Origin of the sequence: Mesorhizobium sp. M1342 (assembly GCF_040317955.1) — a bacterium.
Classification (GTDB): Bacteria; Pseudomonadota; Alphaproteobacteria; order Rhizobiales; family Rhizobiaceae; genus Mesorhizobium.
On sequence record NZ_JAMYLI010000017.1, the window covers coordinates 24,279 to 42,045 of the forward strand.

A 17,767-nucleotide genomic window follows, 5' to 3' on the forward strand; every position below is an offset into this window, starting at 1 on the left:
GGCCATGCGAACAGCGATTCCAGCGCGCTGGCGGTTTACACGCGGCGGCGCGTGGTCTTAATTCGAACCGACACAAAGCGCCCGCTTCAACGAGGTGCTGCACCGGCGAGGAAATCAAGAACATCATGGCCAGGAAAACCGAGAACAGCGGTCCGTCCGTCAGCGCGCAGGAAGCGCTCGAATTCCACGCCATGGGGCGCCCCGGCAAGCTGGAGGTCGTCGCCACCAAGCCGATGGCGACGCAACGCGACCTCAGCCTCGCCTATTCGCCTGGCGTCGCGGTTCCTGTCCTGGCCATCGCCGAAGACCCCAGCCGTGCCTTCGACTACACGACGCGCGGCAACATGGTCGCCGTCATCTCCAACGGCACGGCCATCCTCGGTCTCGGCAATCTCGGCGCGCTGGCCTCAAAGCCGGTAATGGAGGGCAAGGCGGTGCTGTTCAAGCGCTTCGCCGATGTCGATTCCATCGACCTCGAGGTCGATACCGAGGACGCCGACGAGTTCATCAACTGTGTGCGTTTCCTCGGGCCCTCTTTCGGCGGCATCAATCTCGAGGACATCAAGGCGCCGGAATGCTTCATCATCGAACAGCGCCTGCGTGAATTGATGGACATCCCGGTCTTCCATGACGACCAGCACGGCACCGCCATCATCTCGGCGGCCGGCCTGATCAACGCGCTGGAGATCACCGGCCGCGACATGAAGACCACAAAAATGGTCTGCAACGGCGCTGGCGCCGCCGGCATCGCCTGTATCGAGCTGATGAAGGCGATGGGTTTTGCCCCCGAAAACATCACTTTGTGCGACACCAAGGGTGTGGTGTTCCAGGGCCGCACCGAAGGCATGAACCAGTGGAAGTCGGCGCATGCGGTCAAGACCGAGGCGCGCAGCCTCGCCGAGGCGCTCGACGGCGCCGACGTCTTCCTCGGCCTCTCCGCCAAGGGCGCGCTGACCACCGCCATGGTGCAGTCGATGGCCAAGAACCCGATCATCTTCGCCATGGCCAATCCCGATCCGGAAATCACGCCGGAGGAGGTCGCCGAAATCCGCACCGACGCCATCATGGCCACAGGGCGTTCTGATTACCCCAATCAGGTCAACAACGTGCTCGGCTTCCCCTATATCTTTCGCGGTGCGCTGGATGTGCGGGCAACCACCATCAATGACGACATGAAGATCGCCGCCGCGCAGGCGCTGGCGGCATTGGCACGCCAGGATGTGCCCGACGACGTCGCCGCCGCCTATCAGGGCAACCGGCCGAAATTCGGCCCCAACTACATCATCCCGGTGCCGTTCGACCCGCGCCTGATCTCGGCCATCCCGATCGCGGTCGCCAAGGCGGCGATGGACTCAGGCGTCGCCCGCAAGCCGATCCTCGATCTCGACCGTTATGCGCAGGAGCTGTCGGCCCGCCGCGACCCGATCGCCTCGACCCTGCAGCGCATCTACGACCGCGTGCGCCGCCAGCCCAAGCGCATCGTCTTCGCTGAGGGCGAGGAGGAGCAGGTCATGCGTGCCGCCGTCTCCTATGTGAACCAGCGGCTCGGCACCGCCATCCTGCTCGGACGCGACGACGTCATCAAGGAAAACGCCAAGCACGCCGGCATCGACCTCAACAAGCAAGGCATCGAGATCATCAATGCCAGGCTGTCGCGCCGCAACGGCATCTACACCGACTATCTCTACGAGCGCATGCAGCGCAAAGGCTTCCTGTTCCGCGACTGCCAGCGCCTGATCAACAACGACCGCAACCATTTTGCCGCCTGCATGGTGGCGCTGGGTGACGCCGACGGCATCGTCACCGGTGTGACCCGCAACTATTCCACCGCACTCGACGACATCCGCCGCGTCATCGACGCCAAGCCCGGCCACCGCGTCATCGGCGTCTCGATCGTGCTGGCGCGGGGCAAGACCGTGCTCGTCGCCGACACCGCCGTGCACGATATGCCCAATGCCGAGCAGATCGCCGACATCGCCGAGGAGGCCGCAGGCTTTGCCCGCCGCATGGGCTATGAGCCACGCCTTGCCATGCTCGCCTATTCCACCTTCGGCCATCCGCAGGGCGAGCGCTCCGAACGCGTCCAGGAAGCCGTGCGCATCCTCGACAAGCGCCGCGTCGACTTCGAGTATGACGGCGAAATGGCCGCCGACGTCGCCCTCAACGCCCGCGCCATGGCGCAATATCCGTTCATAAGGCTGACCGGCCCGGCCAATGTGTTGATCATGCCGGCGTTCCACTCGGCCTCGATCTCGACCAAGATGCTGCAGGAACTCGGCGGCTCCACGGTCATCGGTCCTCTGCTGGTCGGCCTGAACAAGCCGGTTCAGATCGTGTCGCTCAACGCCAAGGACAGCGACATCGTCAACATGGCGGCGATCGCGGCGTATACGGCGGGGACTTGAGGGGCGAGCCTGAGCGGTGAGGTCGCGAGGCGTTCAGCGCGGCGCGAATACGCGCGCGGCCTCAACGACCTCGTCGACCTGATCCTGCCGAAGCAGGTCGACGGGAATGCGGCCGTCGAGCTGCGCCGAGGGCCGCGTCAGCCACAGCCATGCGAGCCTTGGATTGGTGATCAGCGACAGCACGTCGCGAATGCCTGCAACCGGCCGGCCGTCGACGAACTGCGCCAGCGGGAAGACATGTTTGCGGCCGCCCTTGCGCAAGGCGATGACCTCACCCCGTCTCTGCCAACGGTGCAGGGTCGAGCGGGCGATGCGCAAATGCTCTTCCAGATAGGTCGAGCCGGCGACGCGGCCCGCCCAGTCCTCGATCAGCATCGATTCGAGATCGTCGGACTTTGGCAGCGAGGGGGGCTCGACATCGGTCAACGGGGTCATCGGCGGATTGATCACGCCGGCAATACCGGCTTCGCTGCGGCGCGCGGCTTCCGCCGCCAGCGCGCGCACGAATTTCGAGGCCAGGCCGGGCAGGTCGGCATGGATGGCGTCGATGGCGCGCTGGTGCTTCGGCGACAGCAAGGTGACGGCGGACGCTATGCTGCCGGCGATCTTGCCGACCGAGACCATGGTTGGCTTGTTGATGGCCTCATCATAGTGGGCAAGCGCGCGTTCGACCTCCTCCGCGACCATCTCCGCGAAGTCGTCCTGCCTGAGGGCCTGGATCTGAAATCTGTTCATGCATCTGTCTTCCGGGCCGCGCTCCCCTCAGCTGCGGCCGATTGTTGAATCTCTAGAGCGGAAAGCGGAAATCGCGGCGGCAATGAATCCGGCCGCCCGACAGCATGCTGTCTAGCATTTCTTGACACCCCAACGGACTGAGGGCGCACCGAAATGTCAGTCGCGGGACGCCCGGATTGCGTGTAGGTGCGATGTATGACAGCCGCGCGACGGTGAGAAGCGGTCCGCGCAGCGGACGAAAAGCCAATTGCTTGGCTTTTCGAGCTTCGAACGCCCTGAGCCTGCGAAGGGCAGCGGCGCGACCGGCCGCCTACGGCACAAGCGCCGGGCTTTAAGGTTACAGCAACCCCGCCTGCTCAGCCTCGCGGCGCAAATTCTGCCGCGGTCTGGGGCCGATCTGCTGGATCACCAATCCGGCCGCCAGTGAGCCAAGGTCGCCGCAGGTCTGCAGGTCGCGGCCTTGCGTGTAGCCATGCAGGAACCCGGCGGCATAGAGATCGCCGGCACCTGTCGTGTCGACCAGTTCCTTGATCGCGGTCGCCTTGATGACCACGGTCTCGTCGCCGCGCACGATGACCGAGCCCTTTTCCGAGCGGGTGACGGCGGCGATCCGGCAATCCTTGCGGATCTGCGCCAGCGCTTCGTGGAACGACGATGTCTGGTAGAGCGACTTGATCTCGTGGCTGTTGGCAAAGACGATATCGACCGTGCCCGAACGCATCAGCTCAAGGAATTCGTCTCGGTAGCGGTCGACGCAGAACGAATCCGACAGTGTCATGGAGACTTCGCGGCCCGCCGCGTGCGCCAGCTTGGCCGTCTGCCGGATCGCTTCCTTGGCGCGCGGCGGATCCCACAGATAGCCTTCGAAATAGGTGACCTTGGCACCGGACGCCTTGTCGGCCTCGACATCCTCAGGGCCAAGCTCGACGCAGGCGCCGAGATAGGTGTTCATCGAGCGCTCGCCGTCGGGGGTGACGAAGATCATCGAGCGCGCTGTCGGCGGCTCGCCCTTGAGCGGCCTGGTGTCGAAGGCGACACCCTGCGCATGGATGTCGTGGGCATAGATTTCGCCCAGCGCATCGTTGGAGACCTTGCCGAAGAAGGCGGCGCGGCCGCCGAAACTGGCGACGCCGGCCGCCGTGTTGCCTGCGCTACCGCCGGAGGCTTCGATCGCCGGCCCCATGCGGCTGTAGAGCAGTTCGGCGCGCTTTGTGTCGATGAGGTTCATCGCGCCCTTGATGATGCCGTTGGTCTCGAGGAATTCCTCGTCGCACTGGGCGATGATGTCGACAATGGCATTGCCGATGCAAAGCACGTCATAATCCGGCATCAAAATCTCCGCCAAAAACCCGAGCCGGCTTCTTGCCACGCCGGCCCGGCGCGGGTCTAGCGATTTGAAACCGGTTTGCCTAGGGCGAGACACGCAACTTTGGCGGAACAGGCAAAAGGCGCCTCAGCCGCGAGGCGCTATGACAATTCGACCGTGGCCGAAGCATTTCTTCGCCGCACCGCCTACAAGCCTGGTTCAGCCGATCCCGTTTCGAAGGCGAGCCAGCCCCATGTCTACAAAGAAGATCTCGACAAAGAACGAGCCTGCAAAGAACGACATGACCACCGACCTGGCACTGCTCGCCGTGCTGGCAGTGCTTTGGGGCGCCTCATACACCTTCATCAAGATCGGCGTCGAGACAATCCCGCCGGTCACCTTCATTGCCGCCCGCACCCTGATCGCCGGTGGCATCCTGTTTGCCATCATCCGCTGGCGCGGGCTCGCCATGCCTGGCGATGCGGCAAGCTGGCGCCGCTTTGCCTTCCAGGCATGCCTCAACAGCGTCATACCGTTCACCCTGATCGCCGCGGCCGAGCGCTCGGTCGATGCAGGCCTCGCCACCATCCTGAACGCGACCTCGCCGATCTTCACCTTCCTGTTCACCGCGCTCATCACCCGCCATGAGCCGGTCACGGTGCGCAAGCTGATTGGCGTCGGCGCCGGTATAGCTGGAATATGCCTGATCATCGGAACCCAGGCGCTTGATGGCATCGGTCACCAATTGTGGGCGCAGCTTGCCATCGTCGCAGCGACAATCTGCTATGCCGGTGCGGCCATTTTCGGCCGTGGCTTCAAGGGCCTCGACCCGATGCTGCCGGCCGCCGGATCGATGCTGTGCGGCGCAATCATCCTGGTGCCGCTCAGTCTTGTGTTCGACCAGCCGTGGACGCTGGCGCCGTCGACCGCATCGATCCTGGCCTTGCTCGGCCTGTCGGTGTTTTCGACCGCACTGGCTTTCGTCATCTATTTCCGCCTCATCCACACGCTGGGCTCGGTCGGCACCACTTCGCAGGCCTATCTGCGCGTGCCGATCGGCGTCGGCATCGGCGCCGTCTTCCTCGGTGAAAGCCTTGGTTCGACGGCATGGCTGGGCATGGCGTTTGTCGTGGCTGGGGTCGCTGCCATGGCCATCCCGGTTCGCAGGCCGGCGCTTGCGCGGTAGAGCAATTCCAGGAAAAGTGTGAAGCGGTTTTCCCGGGAAAAGCGCATAGCGCTTTCCCTTGGGAATTGCGTCAAAGCAAAGAACCAGCCCGCTTGTGCTCATGGCCTGCGCTGCCTATCTCGGAAGCATCCGCCTTTTAGGCGGCGTCCGCTAACCGGGGGTGTGACAAGGTGATTTTCGACGCTGCCCGCACTGCGGCCCTCGAGCTGCTCTCGCCTCCCTTTCGGGCCGTGTTCCTCAAGACATTGGGTCTGACGCTGCTGGCGCTTGTCGCCTTGTGGTTCGGCCTGACCAGCCTCGTCGAGTGGCTCGCCCTGCCGTGGCTGCAGACGCTGTTGCCCGGCATACCGTCCTGGGCGGGCTGGCTGGGTGGCATCATCGCCGCGATAGCGCTTGCCTTCGGCATGGCGCTGCTCATCGCGCCGGTGACGGCTGTTGTCGCCGGCCTGTTCCTCGACGATATCGCCGAAGTGGTCGAGCGCACCGACTATCCCGGCGATCCGACCGGCCGCGCCATGCCGGCGCTGCGCTCGCTGGTGCTGTCGGCGCGATTCCTCGGCGTCGTCATTCTTGGCAACATCGTCGCCCTGCTGCTTCTCTTGGTGCCGGGCGTCAACATCGCCGCCTTCTTCATCGTCAATGGCTATCTGCTCGGGCGCGAGTTTTTCGAATTCGCCGCCATGCGCTTTCGCGGGGAAGACGAGGCCAGGGTCTTGCGCAGGCACTATGCCGGCACGGTGTTTCTCGCCGGGCTGCTCATCGCGGCTTTCCTCGCCGTGCCGTTGCTCAACCTGCTGACGCCGCTGTTCGCCGCCGCCATGATGGTGCATCTGCACAAGGCGATCTCGATGCGGGAAGCGGCTCGCTCCTCGCGCCACTGAGCATTTTCTTCAGAGCAACAGGAATCCGCGTCCGAGCTCGTCGTCCGCTTCGACGATAAACTCAGTCCTGCCACTATAATAGGCGCGGCCGCCGACGCGGGCGATGATCGCCTCATGCGGGCCAGCCTTCGCCGTCCGCACCACGGCTCCCGAAAAACGCGAGCCGGCAATGCTTTCGAATGTGCGCGTCTGTCCGATCGCGATCTCGCCCTTGGCATGCATGGCCGCCAGCCTTGCGGTGACGCCGGAGCCGGTCGGCGAGCGGTCGACCTCTGCCTCGGCGAAGACGCAGATGTTTTTAGTCACCTCGCTGGAAAACGCATCGCGGCCATCGGTCAGGATGGTGCCGTAGAGGAAGGCTAGGTCGGCATGGTCGGGATGCGACAGCGGCAATTCGGCCTTGAGCCTGTCCGTCAGCGCGGTTGCCGCATCGACGAAATCGCGCACCCGGCTTCTGCCGAATTCAAGCCCGAATTGGTGACAATCGGCCAGCGCGTAGAAGGCGCCGCCATAGGCGACGTCGAAGCCGATCGTGCCATGGCCCGCCAGCTCTATCGTCTGCCCGCCGGCGAACAGGAAGGCCGGCACGCTTTCGAACGACACCGCACCGGCCTTGCCGTCCCTGACCTCGACCGAGGCGACGACCAGCCCGCACGGCGCCTCGATATTGACTGTCGTGATTGGTTCCTGTTTCGCCACCAATCCCTCATCTACGGCGTAGCGGCCGAGCGCGACGATGGCGTGCCCGCACATCGTCGAGTAACCCTCATTGTGCATGAACAGCACGGCGAGGTCGGCGCCGGGCAGGTCCGGCTCGACCAGCAAGGCGCCATACATGTCGTAATGGCCGCGCGGCTCGAACATCAGGATTTTCCTGAGATGATCGAGATGGTCGCGCACATAGGCGCGCTTTTCTAGGATCGTGCCCTTGGGAATACCGGGATAGCCGCCGGTGACGATCCTGAGCGGCTCGCCGCCTGTATGCATATCGACGACGGTCAGCGTCATGCGACGGGCCCCATTAATCCGAAGATTTGCCGAAGAGGGCCTGCAATTTGCCGAACGGCATGGCGGCGCGGGTGAAGCCGAAGGTGCCGTCCTGCTGGATCTCGCGTGCCGCCGTTTCCAGCATGCCATAGGCGAAATTGGTCAGCCACGGCCCGAGCGAGATGCGCTTGACGCCGGCCATGGCGAGGTCGGCGATGGTGAAGCCAGGCTTTGCCATGACATTGACCGGCTTGCTGACCGCCGAGCAGAGCGTGCGGATCATCTCGACGTCGCCGATGCCTGGCGCATAGAGCACGTCGGCGCCGGCCTTCTCGAACGCCTGCAGCCGCTTGATGGTATCGTCGAGGTCGGACTTGCCCCACAGGAAATTCTCGGCCCGCGCCGTGAAGACGAAATCGCGCTTCAGCGCCCGCGCCGCCTCCACCGCCGCCGCAACGCGCTCGACAGCGTGCGCGAAATCATAGATTGGCTTGTCGGGGTCGCCGGTGTGGTCTTCGATCGAGCAGCCGGCAAGACCGGCCGCTTCGGCCGCGAAGATGGTTTCGGCGGCCTGCTCGGCGCTGTCGCCCTTGCCTTTCTCGAGGTCGGCCGAGACCGGCAGGCTGGTCGCCCCCGACACCTCGCGGCAATGGTGGATCATCTGGTCGAAGGTCACCGCGCCGTCCGGCAAGCCGCGCGAAAAGGCAAAGCCGGCGCTGGTTGTCGCCAGCGCCGTGAAGCCGAACGAGCCGAGCAGCTTCGTCGTGCCGATATCCCAGGGATTGGGCATGACGAAGGTCGAGGCATGCAGGTCGCGGAAGATCTTGCCCTTGTCCATGGTAGTACCCCCATCATATGCGGTGTGGCTAAGTGGATTTTATCCTGCCCCATTTGGCCGGGCAAACGAATGCGGTTGGTTCAGAAGCGTTTGGCGTTCTCTCCTGCCAATTTGTCCAGCGTGTCGGAATCCTTGATGTAGTGCGATGTCTTCTTGTCCCAGTGATAGATGACGGAAATCGCGTGGGACTCTGGTCGGGGCGGAGTGTCGTCGCAGCTTTCGCCGTTGAGCACCGTGGCATCCGTCACGGTCACCTTGATGGCGGCATAAAGTTGGCCGTCGGCGATGGTCTCGAAAGCCACGTCCTGCTTGCGGCTGTAGGCGCACAGGTTCTCATCGAACGTAAAGATCATGTCGATCAGTTCGAATCTGTCGTTGCGGATCATGATCAGTGGCGTGATCACATAGTTCTGGCTTGAATTGAAATGCGCGCTCATGGTGATGAGAACGTCATCGTTGGTGCCGACGGAAAGCTTGCCCGGTTCGCGGAAGTAGGTGCCGCGGTCGAGCGCGACATTGACGGCGTCGAGCAATTTTGGCTTGGCCGTGACGTCGTAGAGCGCCAGCACGGCATAGCCTTCGGCGCTGTCGGGAGAGTCACCGAGGTCGAACAGCATGGCCAGCCGGTCCTTGCCGCCGGCCTTGATCGCAAGCACCGCGGCATTGGAAAAGCCCGAAGTTTCGGGCGGCGAACCGCCGCCGTCCGGTCGCTCGATATGTCGCATCTCGATCGGTAACCCGCCCCTGTAGAAGCCGTCCTGGTCCGCGGCGAGATCTGGAATGACCATCCTCGCGAGGTCGAGATAGGTGGCATCCGTGCGGCCGGGCAAAGCACTGCCGAGTTCCGGGAAGCCGACGGCTTGCGCGCCGGCCGCAGTCCACAAAAACGGCAGCAGCGTCAAGGTAAGGAAGAAGCGGAACAGGGCGGGTTTCATGCGTGGCCTCGAATTGGCGGGGCCAAGCTAGCACGGACGATCGAGGCGTACAGCCGCGGGCTGCAGATCAGCTTAGTGGATCGGCACCAGCCCGGCCAGTTCGCGCATGTCGTCGAACAGGATGCCGCCGGCCTGGATCAGGCCAGCGCGGTCGGAATAGGGATCGGCATGATAGGAAAACACCCGCATGCCGGCGGCGATCCCGGCCTGCGTGCCGGCGACGCTGTCCTCGATGACGATGCAGTCGGCGGGCGCGAAGCCCATGGTCTTGACCGCATGCAGGAACAGGTCCGGGAACGGCTTGCCACGGCTGACCATGGTCGAGGAAAACATCGCGTGTTCGAACAGCGGCAACAGCCCGGTCTGGCCGAGCGTGATGTGCATCTTCGACACTCGGGCCGAGGTGGCGACGCAATAGGCGATACCGGCTGAACGCACGGCTTCGACGAACTCGCGGACGTAGGGGATCGCTTCGACGCCGTGGGCAAACAGATCCGGCAGGCCGGCGTTCCAGCGATCGACGAAATCGACGCCGAGCCTGACGCTGGTCTCTGCTTCGATCTCTTTCTGCACCGACGCCATGCTGCGGCCGGAGAAATTCTTGCGGCAATATTCGAAGCTTGTCGGATAGCCGGCAGCGGTCAGCCATTCGGCGAGGCGCCGATTGGCGAGGTTCTCGGTGTCGACCAGGATCCCGTCGCAGTCGAAGATGACAAGTTTAGGCAGTTCAGGCATCAGGCGGTGCCGGTCGACCCGAACCCGCCCGCGCCGCGCGCCGTGCCGCCAGCTAGGTTGCGCTCTTCCACGGCGGCTTGCGTCACCGCGGCAAAAACGATCTGGGCGATGCGCATGCCGCGCGTCACCGCGAAGTCCTCGTCGCCGAGATTGATCAGCAGCACCTTCACCTCGCCGCGATAATCGCTGTCGATGGTGCCGGGCGTGTTGAGGACAGTCAGGCCGTGCTTGAAAGCAAGTCCGGAGCGCGGCCGCACCTGGCCCTCCATGCCTTCCGGAATTTCCAGGATCAGCCCGGTCGGCACCAAAGTACGCTTGCCAGGCAGGATCAGCAGCGGCCGGTCGTCGGGCACGGCGGCGCGCAGATCCATGCCGGCAGCACCGGTGCTTTCATAAGCAGGAAGGGGAAGTCCTTCAGCATGCGGCAACCTGACGAAGCCGACGGTCGGACCGATGACGGAGGGAGTTTGAAGGGCTGCGCGCATAAAATCGATCCTATCGGCGCGAACGGCGATTCGGTCAACTCGACTGTAATTCTATCAACGGCTTTCTTTTGGGCGGCACTGTGACCACCCAACGCTTCGTCATCCACGGGCGAAGCAAGGAGCGAAGCGACGCAGCGCAGAACATAGGATCCATGCCGCGACTTTAAAGCGTTGCTGCGGTGCAGAATTCTGCTCCGCTGCACTCCTCGGCCAAGGTCACGGCATGGATCCTCGGGTCTTCGCGACGGAACTTCGCTCCTGCTCCGCCCGTGGACGACGAAGTTGGGAGGCTTCAGCTAATCTACCTCAGTTCCATCGGAACGACGGTGGTCTCCTTGATCTCCTCCATCACGAAGGACGCGGACACATCCGACAGCGCCACCTTGGCGATCAGCCGCTGGTAGAGCCGGTCATAGGCCTTCACGTCGGCGACGCGGGCGCGCAAGACATAGTCGAGGTCGCCCGACATGCGGTAGACGCCGGTGATCTCGGGAAAGCCGGTCACTGCCGCGCGGAATTTCTGCAGCCACTCCGGGTCGTGGTTGGACGTGCGGATCAGGATGAAGACGGAAAGGCCAAGTCCGAGCTTTTCGGCATCGACCAGCGCCACGCGGCCGGTGATGACGCCATCCTCCTCCAGCCGCTTCACCCGGCGCCAGCAGGCATTGCGCGACAGCGCCACCCGTTCCGACAGCTGGTCGACCGACAGCGTGCCGTCGCGTTGCAATTCGGCAAGCAATTTCCGGTCGATTTCGTCGATTTCCAACGCCATGTGGGATGTTTGTCCCATCAACGGGTCAAATACAAGGATATTTTGAGACCGATGAACCGGCGAAGCGTGTCAGGATACTCATATCAGGAACTTCAAGCGCTGAAGGGGACCAGCATGTCGGTCGCAAGGATTTTCACCTCTCATCCGGCCAAGGTCGGCGAAACCTATTTCACTCATATGGCCTTTGCCGGCTGGTTCTCGTCGCGGCTGCTGATGGCGGCTGGCGCCGCGCTCGTTCACGCTTTCTTGCCATTTCTGTTTGAGACTACCGCCAGCCGAATCGTTCGTGAGCTTTACGAGCGGACGCACAACAGAGGCACACACGCGATCAAGGAGCCTGCGGCTCTTATGGATCGCGCCTAGAGGGCGACAGAAGCGATGTGCCGGTGGGCGGCCTATCTCGGTGAAGCAGTCTTTCTCGAAGACATGCTCACCGCGCCCTGTCACTCGCTGATCGCCCAGAGCCATTGCGCCCAGGAAGCGAAATCGCCGACCAATGGTGACGGTTTTGGCCTTGCCTGGTATGGCGACCGCCCGGAGCCGGGTCTCTACCGAGACATCCTGCCGGCATGGTCGGATCCCAATCTGAAGAGCCTGTGCCGGCAGATCAAATCCGGCCTGTTCCTCGCCCATGTGCGGGCGTCCACCGGCGGCGCCACCAGCCGCATGAATTGCCATCCGTTCATCTCCAGCTCTTGGTCGTTCATGCACAACGGCCAGATCGGCGGCTTCGAAAAAATCCGCCGCGCGCTGGAGAATTCGCTGTCCGACGCTGTCTTCGACCAGCGCGAAGGCACCACCGATTCCGAATTGTTTTTCCTGCTGATGATCGACGAGGGATTGACCGGCGATCCGCAAGGCGCCGTCTCCCGCGCCACCAGCCGCGTGCTCGAAGCCTCGCGCCGCGCCGGCCTCGAACCGGCGCTGAAACTCACCGCCGCCTTCTCCGACGGGCAGGCGCTGCATGCGGTGCGCTACGCCACCGACGCTCACGCACCGACGCTCTACACGTCTGTCCTGCGCAAGGGCGGCGGCCGCTGCATCGTTTCCGAGCCGTTCGACCGCGAGGGCGGCGACTGGCAGGCGATCCCGCCGTCGAATTTTGTGACGATCACTGGCGATGGCATGGTCATTCGCCCTTTCGCACCCGCATCGGCCAGGCTGGCACTGGCCGTCTAGTTGCAAAAGTGCGGCAACGCCGCGGGACAGCCCCCCCTCTGTCCTGCCGGACATCTCCCCCACACGGGGGGAGATTGGCACCTGCGACTGCCGCGCTATTCCTTGCAACGTCCGAGATTGGCGAAAGCTGTCGTGACATCCAATCTCCCCACCTGTGGGGGAGATGTCCGGCAGGACAGAGGGGGGCGCCGTAGAGTGCAGACTTGGACAGTCCAGTCTGCACAATTTCGATCAAACGCAGCCAATCCTCGAATGCTCAACTCCATTTGAAGCAGCGCCGCTGTCCGCCATCCGATCAGGCGAACGCGGCCAAGCCGGAGCATTGTCAATGGACCTCGTCTTTTCCTCAACCATCGAGCTGGCCACTGCCATCGCCGCGCGGAAGATCTCCGCCGTCGAGGCACTCGACGCGCATCTGGCGCAGATCGATGCGCACAACGATGCGGTCAACGCCGTCATCTCGCTCGACAGGGAAGGGGCTCGCGAGTGCGCCAAGAAGGCCGACGCGGCCCAGGCGCGCGGCGAGGCCCTCGGCCCGCTGCACGGCGTACCGTTCACGCTGAAGGACATGCACGATACATCCGGCATGAAGACCACGGTCGGCTTTCCGCCCTTTGCCGACTATGTCGCCAAACAGGACAGTCCGGTCGTCGCCCGCTTGCGTGCGGCTGGCGGCGTGCTGATGGCCAAGACCAATGTCGCGACCATGCTTTCGGACTGGCAGTCGAACAATCCGCTGTTTGGTCGCACCAGCAATCCCTGGAATCTCCAGCGCACGGCGGGCGGTTCCAGCGGCGGCGCGGCGGCTGCACTTTGCTCGGGGATGACGCCGTTCGATGTCGGCACCGACATGCAGGACTCAATCCGGCTGCCGGCCAGTTTCTGCGGTGTCTATGGCCTGAAGCCGACGGAGCACCGCGTCTCGCTGGCCGGCGTCTTTCCCGATCCCGGCGGTACTGCGCGCAGCGTGCGGCTGATGTCCTGCCTTGGGCCGCTGGCGCGCAGTGTGGAAGATTTGGCGCTGATCTATCAAATCATTGCCGGTCCTAATGGAAGCGACACCGATCTTGCGCCGGTGCCGGTCGAGGATATGCCAAGCCTCGACCTCAAGACATTGCGCATTGCCTTCGCGCCGTTCTTTCCCGGGTTTCCAGTGGCGGGCGACGTCAGCGCCGCGGTCGAAAGTCTCGCAAGGCAGTTACAATCCGCAGGAGCGGTCGTCGAAGAAGCAAAACTGCCGAAACTCGACCTGCATGACGATCTGGAGCAGGGCGGCGCGCTGATCGGCATGATGCTGGAGGCCGCTCAGCCTGAGCCGCCGGAGGAACCGACACCGGTCTCGCGCTGGTTCGAGGCACTCGCCCGCCGCGACAAATCCATTCTCGCCTGGGACCGGTTTTTCGAGGCCTACGACGCGTTGATCTGCCCGGTCGCCATGACCACCGCCTTCCCGCATTGCGAGCCGGGCACGCCGATCAAGGTCGACGGCAAGGAGCAGAGCTACTGGATGCTGCCGGCCTATGGCGCCGTGTTCAACTACAGCGGCCATCCAGCGCTTTCCATGCCGTGCGGACTGGACAGCACCGGCCTGCCGATCGGCCTGCAACTGGTCGGCAAACGCTGGTCGGAGTCACGGCTGCTCGGCATCGCCAAGGCAATCGAACCACTCACCGGCGGCTTTCGCCGTCCGCCCGCCTATTGAGCGAAGCGCGACAATCCATAAGGGGCAAGTAAGGGGTCGCGCTCGCCGTCGAGAATTTCCCTTGTGGCGAACAGGCTGACGGCCGGCGCCAGCGTGATGCCGGAATGCATAACGGCGACATAGACACCGTCCACGCCCTCGGCGCGGCTGATGATCGGAAAGCCGTCGATCGGCGTCGGCCGGTAGCCGACCGTGTGGAAATCGAGTTCCAACCCGTCGCTGTCGCGCAGCATGGCTTTCATGGCCGCAAACAGCGCGTGGGCGGTGGCTTCGGCATTCATACCCGGATCGGCGCCGCCAAAATCCGAGCCGGCGATGATGCGGCCTTCCGCCGTCTGGCGCATGTGCAGCCGCTCGGCCAGAACCAGACCGTTGAGCAGCTTTTTGTAAGGCCGTGAGTGGACGATCAGGCCGGGCGGCGTTTCGATCGGCAGGTTGATCCCGGCGGTCGCGGCGATCTCCGGCGAGCCGACGCCGGCCGCGACCACCACCTCGTCTGATGCAATCAATCCGTGCGAAGTGTCGACACCGGTGATCCTGCCGCCGGTCTGGACCAGGGCCGTCACCGTGCTGGAGATGGTCTTCGCGCCATGTCGCTTCGCGTCTGCCAATAGGGCATGGGCGGCGGCCACGGGCTCTGCGACACCTTCCTCAGCCACATGCAGGGCAAAGTCGGGAAGCTCGGCGAGATTGGGCTCGATGCGCGCGGCACCGGCGCGGTCGACGCGTTCGATGCCGTAGCCCCAGGCGGAATGCTCCGTGGCGTAGATTTCCATGTCGGTGGCCGACAGATCCCAGCACAGGCCACCGCACCAGCTGAGCGGCAGGCCGGGTAGGTCCTGCGCCAGCCGCGACCATTCGGCCATCGCGCGGGTGCGCAGCCGGAAATAGGGCTCCGGATTGCCCCAGCTGGCATTGATCCAGGCAAACGAGTTTGGGGTGGCGATTCCACCGACGGGGCTGTCGGAAATGACCGTGACCTGTGCTCCCGCCTTGCTCAGATGCCAGGCGATGGACGCGCCGATGATGCCGGCGCCGATGACGATCACTTGTTTCGCCGCAGTCATGTCTTGCTCCTCTGCCTCGCCATCCGGAGGGATGTTCATCCAGTGCCATCCCGGCAGCCGCTTGCCAACATCGCGCAGCGCAAAATATGCGGCAATGCACTGGCCGGAGCCACAGCACGACTGAGCTGTATGCTCTGATGGTGAGGCGGCGATCAGCAGCTTCCGAGCCGTCGGACCGGTCGACAGCCCGGCACTGCGCTGCTAGAAGCCCGGCCTGTCACACGGAAATCCCAGAGAATGCCCGAAGCAATAGAAGAAGAAGTGGCGCGCCGCCGCACCTTCGCGATCATCGCGCACCCGGACGCCGGCAAGACCACGCTCACCGAAAAGCTGCTGCTGTTCGGCGGCGCCATCCAGCTTGCCGGCGAGGTCAAGGCCAAGAAGGACAAGATTCAGACGCGGTCCGACTGGATGAAGATCGAGCGTGAGCGCGGCATCTCGGTCGTCACCTCGGTGATGACCTTCGAGTATGAAGACAATGTCTTCAACCTGCTCGACACGCCCGGCCACGAGGATTTCGCCGACGACACCTACCGCACGCTGTCGGCGGTCGACTCGGCGGTCATGGTCATCGATGCCGCCAAGGGCATCGAGCCGCGCACACTGAAGCTGTTCGAAGTCTGCCGGCTGCGCGACATTCCGATCATCACCTTCATCAACAAGATGGACCGCGAAAGCCGCGATCCGTTCGAGATTTTGGACGAGATCGAGCAGAAGCTGGCGCTGGATACTGCCCCCGTCACCTGGCCGATCGGCCGCGGCAAGAATTTTGCCGGCACCTATCATCTGGCGCTGAATGCCGTGCGCAGGGGCGACGCGGAGAAAGAACGCACGCCGGTTAATGGTCCCGATTCCAACCGCGTTGCTGGCCTTTTGCCAGAAAACGAACGCGAAGCCTTCATCGAGGAACTGGAGCTCGCGCGGGAAGCGTGCAGACCCCTTGATATAGAAGCCTTCCGAGAGGGCCATCTGACGCCGGTCTATTTCGGCTCGGCGCTGCGCAATTATGGCGTGCGCGACCTGATCGAGGCGCTTGGCGCTTTTGGACCGCCGCCGCGCGCGCAGGAGGCCGACACCCGCAAGGTCGAGGCAACCGAGGAGAAGATGACGTCCTTCGTCTTCAAGATCCAGGCCAACATGGATCCCAACCACCGCGACCGCATTGCCTTCGTCCGCGTCTGTTCGGGCAAGCTCGAGCGCGGCATGAAGGCCAAGCTGGTGCGTACGGGAAAGCCTATGTCGCTGTCGGCGCCGCAATTCTTCTTTGCCCGCACCCGCGTCACCGCCGACGAGGCGTTCGCCGGCGATGTCGTCGGCATTCCCAACCACGGCACGCTGCGTATTGGCGATACGCTGACCGAGGGCGAGGAAATCCTGTTCCGCGGCGTGCCGAATTTCGCACCGGAAATCCTGCGCCGCGTTCGCCTCGGCGACGCGATGAAAGCGAAAAAACTCAAGGAAGCGCTGCACCAGATGGCCGAAGAGGGCGTCGTGCAGCTGTTTTCGCCGGAGGACGGCTCGCCTGCCATCGTCGGCGTCGTCGGCGCCCTGCAGCTCGACGTGTTGAAGGAGCGGCTGAACTTCGAATACACGCTGCCGGTCGAATTCGAGATGTCGCGGTTTTCGGTCTGCCGCTGGATATCGGCCGACGACAAAGCCGAGACGCTTCGCTTCATCGAGGCGCATCGCGGCGACATCGCCCGCGACCTCGACAATGATCCAGTGTTCCTCGCCCAGCACGCTTTCTCGCTGAACTACGAAGCGGAACGCTGGAAGGCGATCAGATTTGCCACGATCAAGGACTATCAGGTCCGCGACAGAGCGGCGTAAGTCGCGCTTTTTCCTCCTCTCCGCTCACGGGGAGAAGGTGCCCGAAGGACGGATGAGGGGCGGCGCGACCTGGGGCTGATAGACTCCAACTTCCCCCGGCCCGTCGCAGGCTCCGGGCGTTCGAAGCTCGAAAAGCCAAGCATTTGGCTTTCCGTCCGCTACGCGGACCGCTTCTCACCCTCTGGCCGCTTCCTCGATCCTTGCGATGTCGATCTTGCTCATCTGCATCATCGCCGACATCACGCGGCCGGCCTTGGCCCGGTCCGGATCCAGCAGCAGGTGCGGCAGCTGCTCCGGCACAACTTGCCAGGAGACGCCGAATTTATCCTTCAGCCAGCTGCATTGCGACGGTTGGCCGCCACCTTCGATGAGCTTGTCCCAGAAGTCATCCACCTCTTCCTGCGTCTTGCAGTCGATCGACTGCGACATCGCCTCGGTGTGCTTGAACTGCGGTCCACCATTGAGCGCCTGGAACTGCACCCCGTCGAGTTCGAACGTGGTCACCAGCACCTTGCCTTCATCGGCGTGGCCTTCGGGCCAGCGCATTACGCTCAGCACCTTCGAATTCTTGAAGATGGAGACGTAGAAATTCATGGCCTCTTCGGCCTGGCCGTCGAACCACAGGCAGGTGGTGATCTTTTGCATGTCGTGCTCCTCGGGTTGTTTTGGTTGCGTTACGGCGAAACGGCTGACTCCGAACGCGGTGCCATTTCCATGCCGTCTG

The 17,767-nt window shown here is 63.6% G+C and carries 17 protein-coding genes; 7 read left to right on the forward strand and 10 right to left on the reverse strand.

Annotated elements, in window-relative coordinates; translation table 11 throughout:
* Nucleotides 1-125: 125 nt before the first annotated feature.
* Nucleotides 126-2,405: an NADP-dependent malic enzyme gene (locus tag NKH06_RS18555; protein WP_352439731.1), complete on the forward strand. Its 2,280-nt coding sequence runs from the start codon at nt 126-128 to the stop codon at nt 2,403-2,405.
* Between the two features lie 33 nt (nt 2,406-2,438).
* Here the strand turns inward: NKH06_RS18555 and NKH06_RS18560 are convergent, their stop codons facing one another.
* Both NKH06_RS18560 and NKH06_RS18565 read right to left on the reverse strand, forming a co-directional pair.
* Nucleotides 2,439-3,140: an antitoxin Xre/MbcA/ParS-like domain-containing protein gene (locus NKH06_RS18560; RefSeq protein ID WP_128304819.1), complete on the reverse strand. Its 702-nt coding sequence runs from the start codon at nt 3,138-3,140 to the stop codon at nt 2,439-2,441.
* A gap of 337 nt (nt 3,141-3,477) precedes the next feature.
* Nucleotides 3,478-4,470, reverse strand: coding sequence for an adenosine kinase (locus tag NKH06_RS18565; RefSeq protein ID WP_352893646.1), 993 nt, complete (start codon nt 4,468-4,470; stop codon nt 3,478-3,480).
* Between the two features lie 229 nt (nt 4,471-4,699).
* Between NKH06_RS18565 and NKH06_RS18570 the strand changes: the two genes are divergently transcribed.
* The gene (locus NKH06_RS18570; RefSeq protein ID WP_352893648.1) at nt 4,700-5,632 is read left to right on the forward strand and encodes a DMT family transporter; all 933 of its coding nucleotides are present in this window, start codon (nt 4,700-4,702) and stop codon (nt 5,630-5,632) included.
* Between the two features lie 170 nt (nt 5,633-5,802).
* Nucleotides 5,803-6,513: a sulfate transporter family protein gene (locus NKH06_RS18575; protein ID WP_352673434.1), complete on the forward strand. Its 711-nt coding sequence runs from the start codon at nt 5,803-5,805 to the stop codon at nt 6,511-6,513.
* Nucleotides 6,514-6,522: 9 nt separating this feature from the next.
* On the opposite strand, the gene NKH06_RS18580 is transcribed toward NKH06_RS18575, so the two are convergent.
* From NKH06_RS18580 to NKH06_RS18605, 6 genes are all read right to left on the reverse strand, one after another.
* The gene (locus NKH06_RS18580) at nt 6,523-7,521 is read right to left on the reverse strand and encodes a proline racemase family protein (RefSeq protein WP_352893650.1); all 999 of its coding nucleotides are present in this window, start codon (nt 7,519-7,521) and stop codon (nt 6,523-6,525) included.
* 13 nt (nt 7,522-7,534) lie between these two features.
* A complete protein-coding gene (locus NKH06_RS18585; RefSeq protein WP_352893652.1) occupies nt 7,535-8,338 on the reverse strand; it encodes an isocitrate lyase/PEP mutase family protein in 804 nt (267 codons plus the stop codon).
* Nucleotides 8,339-8,418: 80 nt separating this feature from the next.
* Nucleotides 8,419-9,273, reverse strand: a complete 855-nt coding sequence (locus NKH06_RS18590) for a hypothetical protein (RefSeq protein WP_352893654.1) — start codon at nt 9,271-9,273, stop codon at nt 8,419-8,421.
* Nucleotides 9,274-9,345: 72 nt separating this feature from the next.
* On the reverse strand, nt 9,346-10,008 hold the full coding sequence (locus tag NKH06_RS18595) for an HAD family hydrolase (protein WP_128304824.1): 663 nt from the start codon (nt 10,006-10,008) through the stop codon (nt 9,346-9,348).
* A complete protein-coding gene (dut, locus tag NKH06_RS18600; RefSeq protein WP_128304825.1) occupies nt 10,008-10,493 on the reverse strand; it encodes a dUTP diphosphatase in 486 nt (161 codons plus the stop codon). Before dut ends, NKH06_RS18595 begins: the two co-directional genes overlap by 1 nt.
* A 301-nt stretch (nt 10,494-10,794) precedes the next feature.
* Nucleotides 10,795-11,265 carry an Lrp/AsnC family transcriptional regulator gene (locus NKH06_RS18605; RefSeq protein ID WP_023811653.1) on the reverse strand — a complete coding sequence of 157 codons (471 nt, stop codon included), beginning with the start codon at nt 11,263-11,265 and terminating at the stop codon, nt 10,795-10,797.
* Nucleotides 11,266-11,379: 114 nt separating this feature from the next.
* On the opposite strand from NKH06_RS18605, the gene NKH06_RS18610 reads away from it, so the two are divergent.
* The 3 genes from NKH06_RS18610 to NKH06_RS18620 all read left to right on the forward strand — a co-directional run bounded on the left by NKH06_RS18610 (nt 11,380) and on the right by NKH06_RS18620 (nt 14,146).
* Nucleotides 11,380-11,628 carry a DUF6356 family protein gene (locus tag NKH06_RS18610; protein ID WP_023811654.1) on the forward strand — a complete coding sequence of 83 codons (249 nt, stop codon included), beginning with the start codon at nt 11,380-11,382 and terminating at the stop codon, nt 11,626-11,628.
* Between the two features lie 15 nt (nt 11,629-11,643).
* Nucleotides 11,644-12,444 (forward strand): class II glutamine amidotransferase, encoded by an 801-nt coding sequence (locus tag NKH06_RS18615; RefSeq protein ID WP_352439724.1) that lies wholly within the window; start codon nt 11,644-11,646, stop codon nt 12,442-12,444.
* A 328-nt stretch (nt 12,445-12,772) separates the two neighbouring features.
* Nucleotides 12,773-14,146 carry an amidase gene (locus tag NKH06_RS18620; protein WP_023811656.1) on the forward strand — a complete coding sequence of 458 codons (1,374 nt, stop codon included), beginning with the start codon at nt 12,773-12,775 and terminating at the stop codon, nt 14,144-14,146.
* Here NKH06_RS18620 and NKH06_RS18625 read toward each other — a convergent pair.
* Nucleotides 14,140-15,213, reverse strand: a complete 1,074-nt coding sequence (locus tag NKH06_RS18625; RefSeq protein WP_352439723.1) for an NAD(P)/FAD-dependent oxidoreductase — start codon at nt 15,211-15,213, stop codon at nt 14,140-14,142. The genes NKH06_RS18620 and NKH06_RS18625 overlap by 7 nt on opposite strands.
* A 237-nt stretch (nt 15,214-15,450) precedes the next feature.
* Between NKH06_RS18625 and NKH06_RS18630 the strand changes: the two genes are divergently transcribed.
* Nucleotides 15,451-17,043, forward strand: a complete 1,593-nt coding sequence (locus tag NKH06_RS18630; RefSeq protein ID WP_352439722.1) for a peptide chain release factor 3 — start codon at nt 15,451-15,453, stop codon at nt 17,041-17,043.
* 174 nt (nt 17,044-17,217) lie between these two features.
* On the opposite strand, the gene NKH06_RS18635 is transcribed toward NKH06_RS18630, so the two are convergent.
* The gene (locus NKH06_RS18635) at nt 17,218-17,688 is read right to left on the reverse strand and encodes a VOC family protein (protein WP_352439721.1); all 471 of its coding nucleotides are present in this window, start codon (nt 17,686-17,688) and stop codon (nt 17,218-17,220) included.
* Nucleotides 17,689-17,767 lie beyond the last annotated feature (79 nt).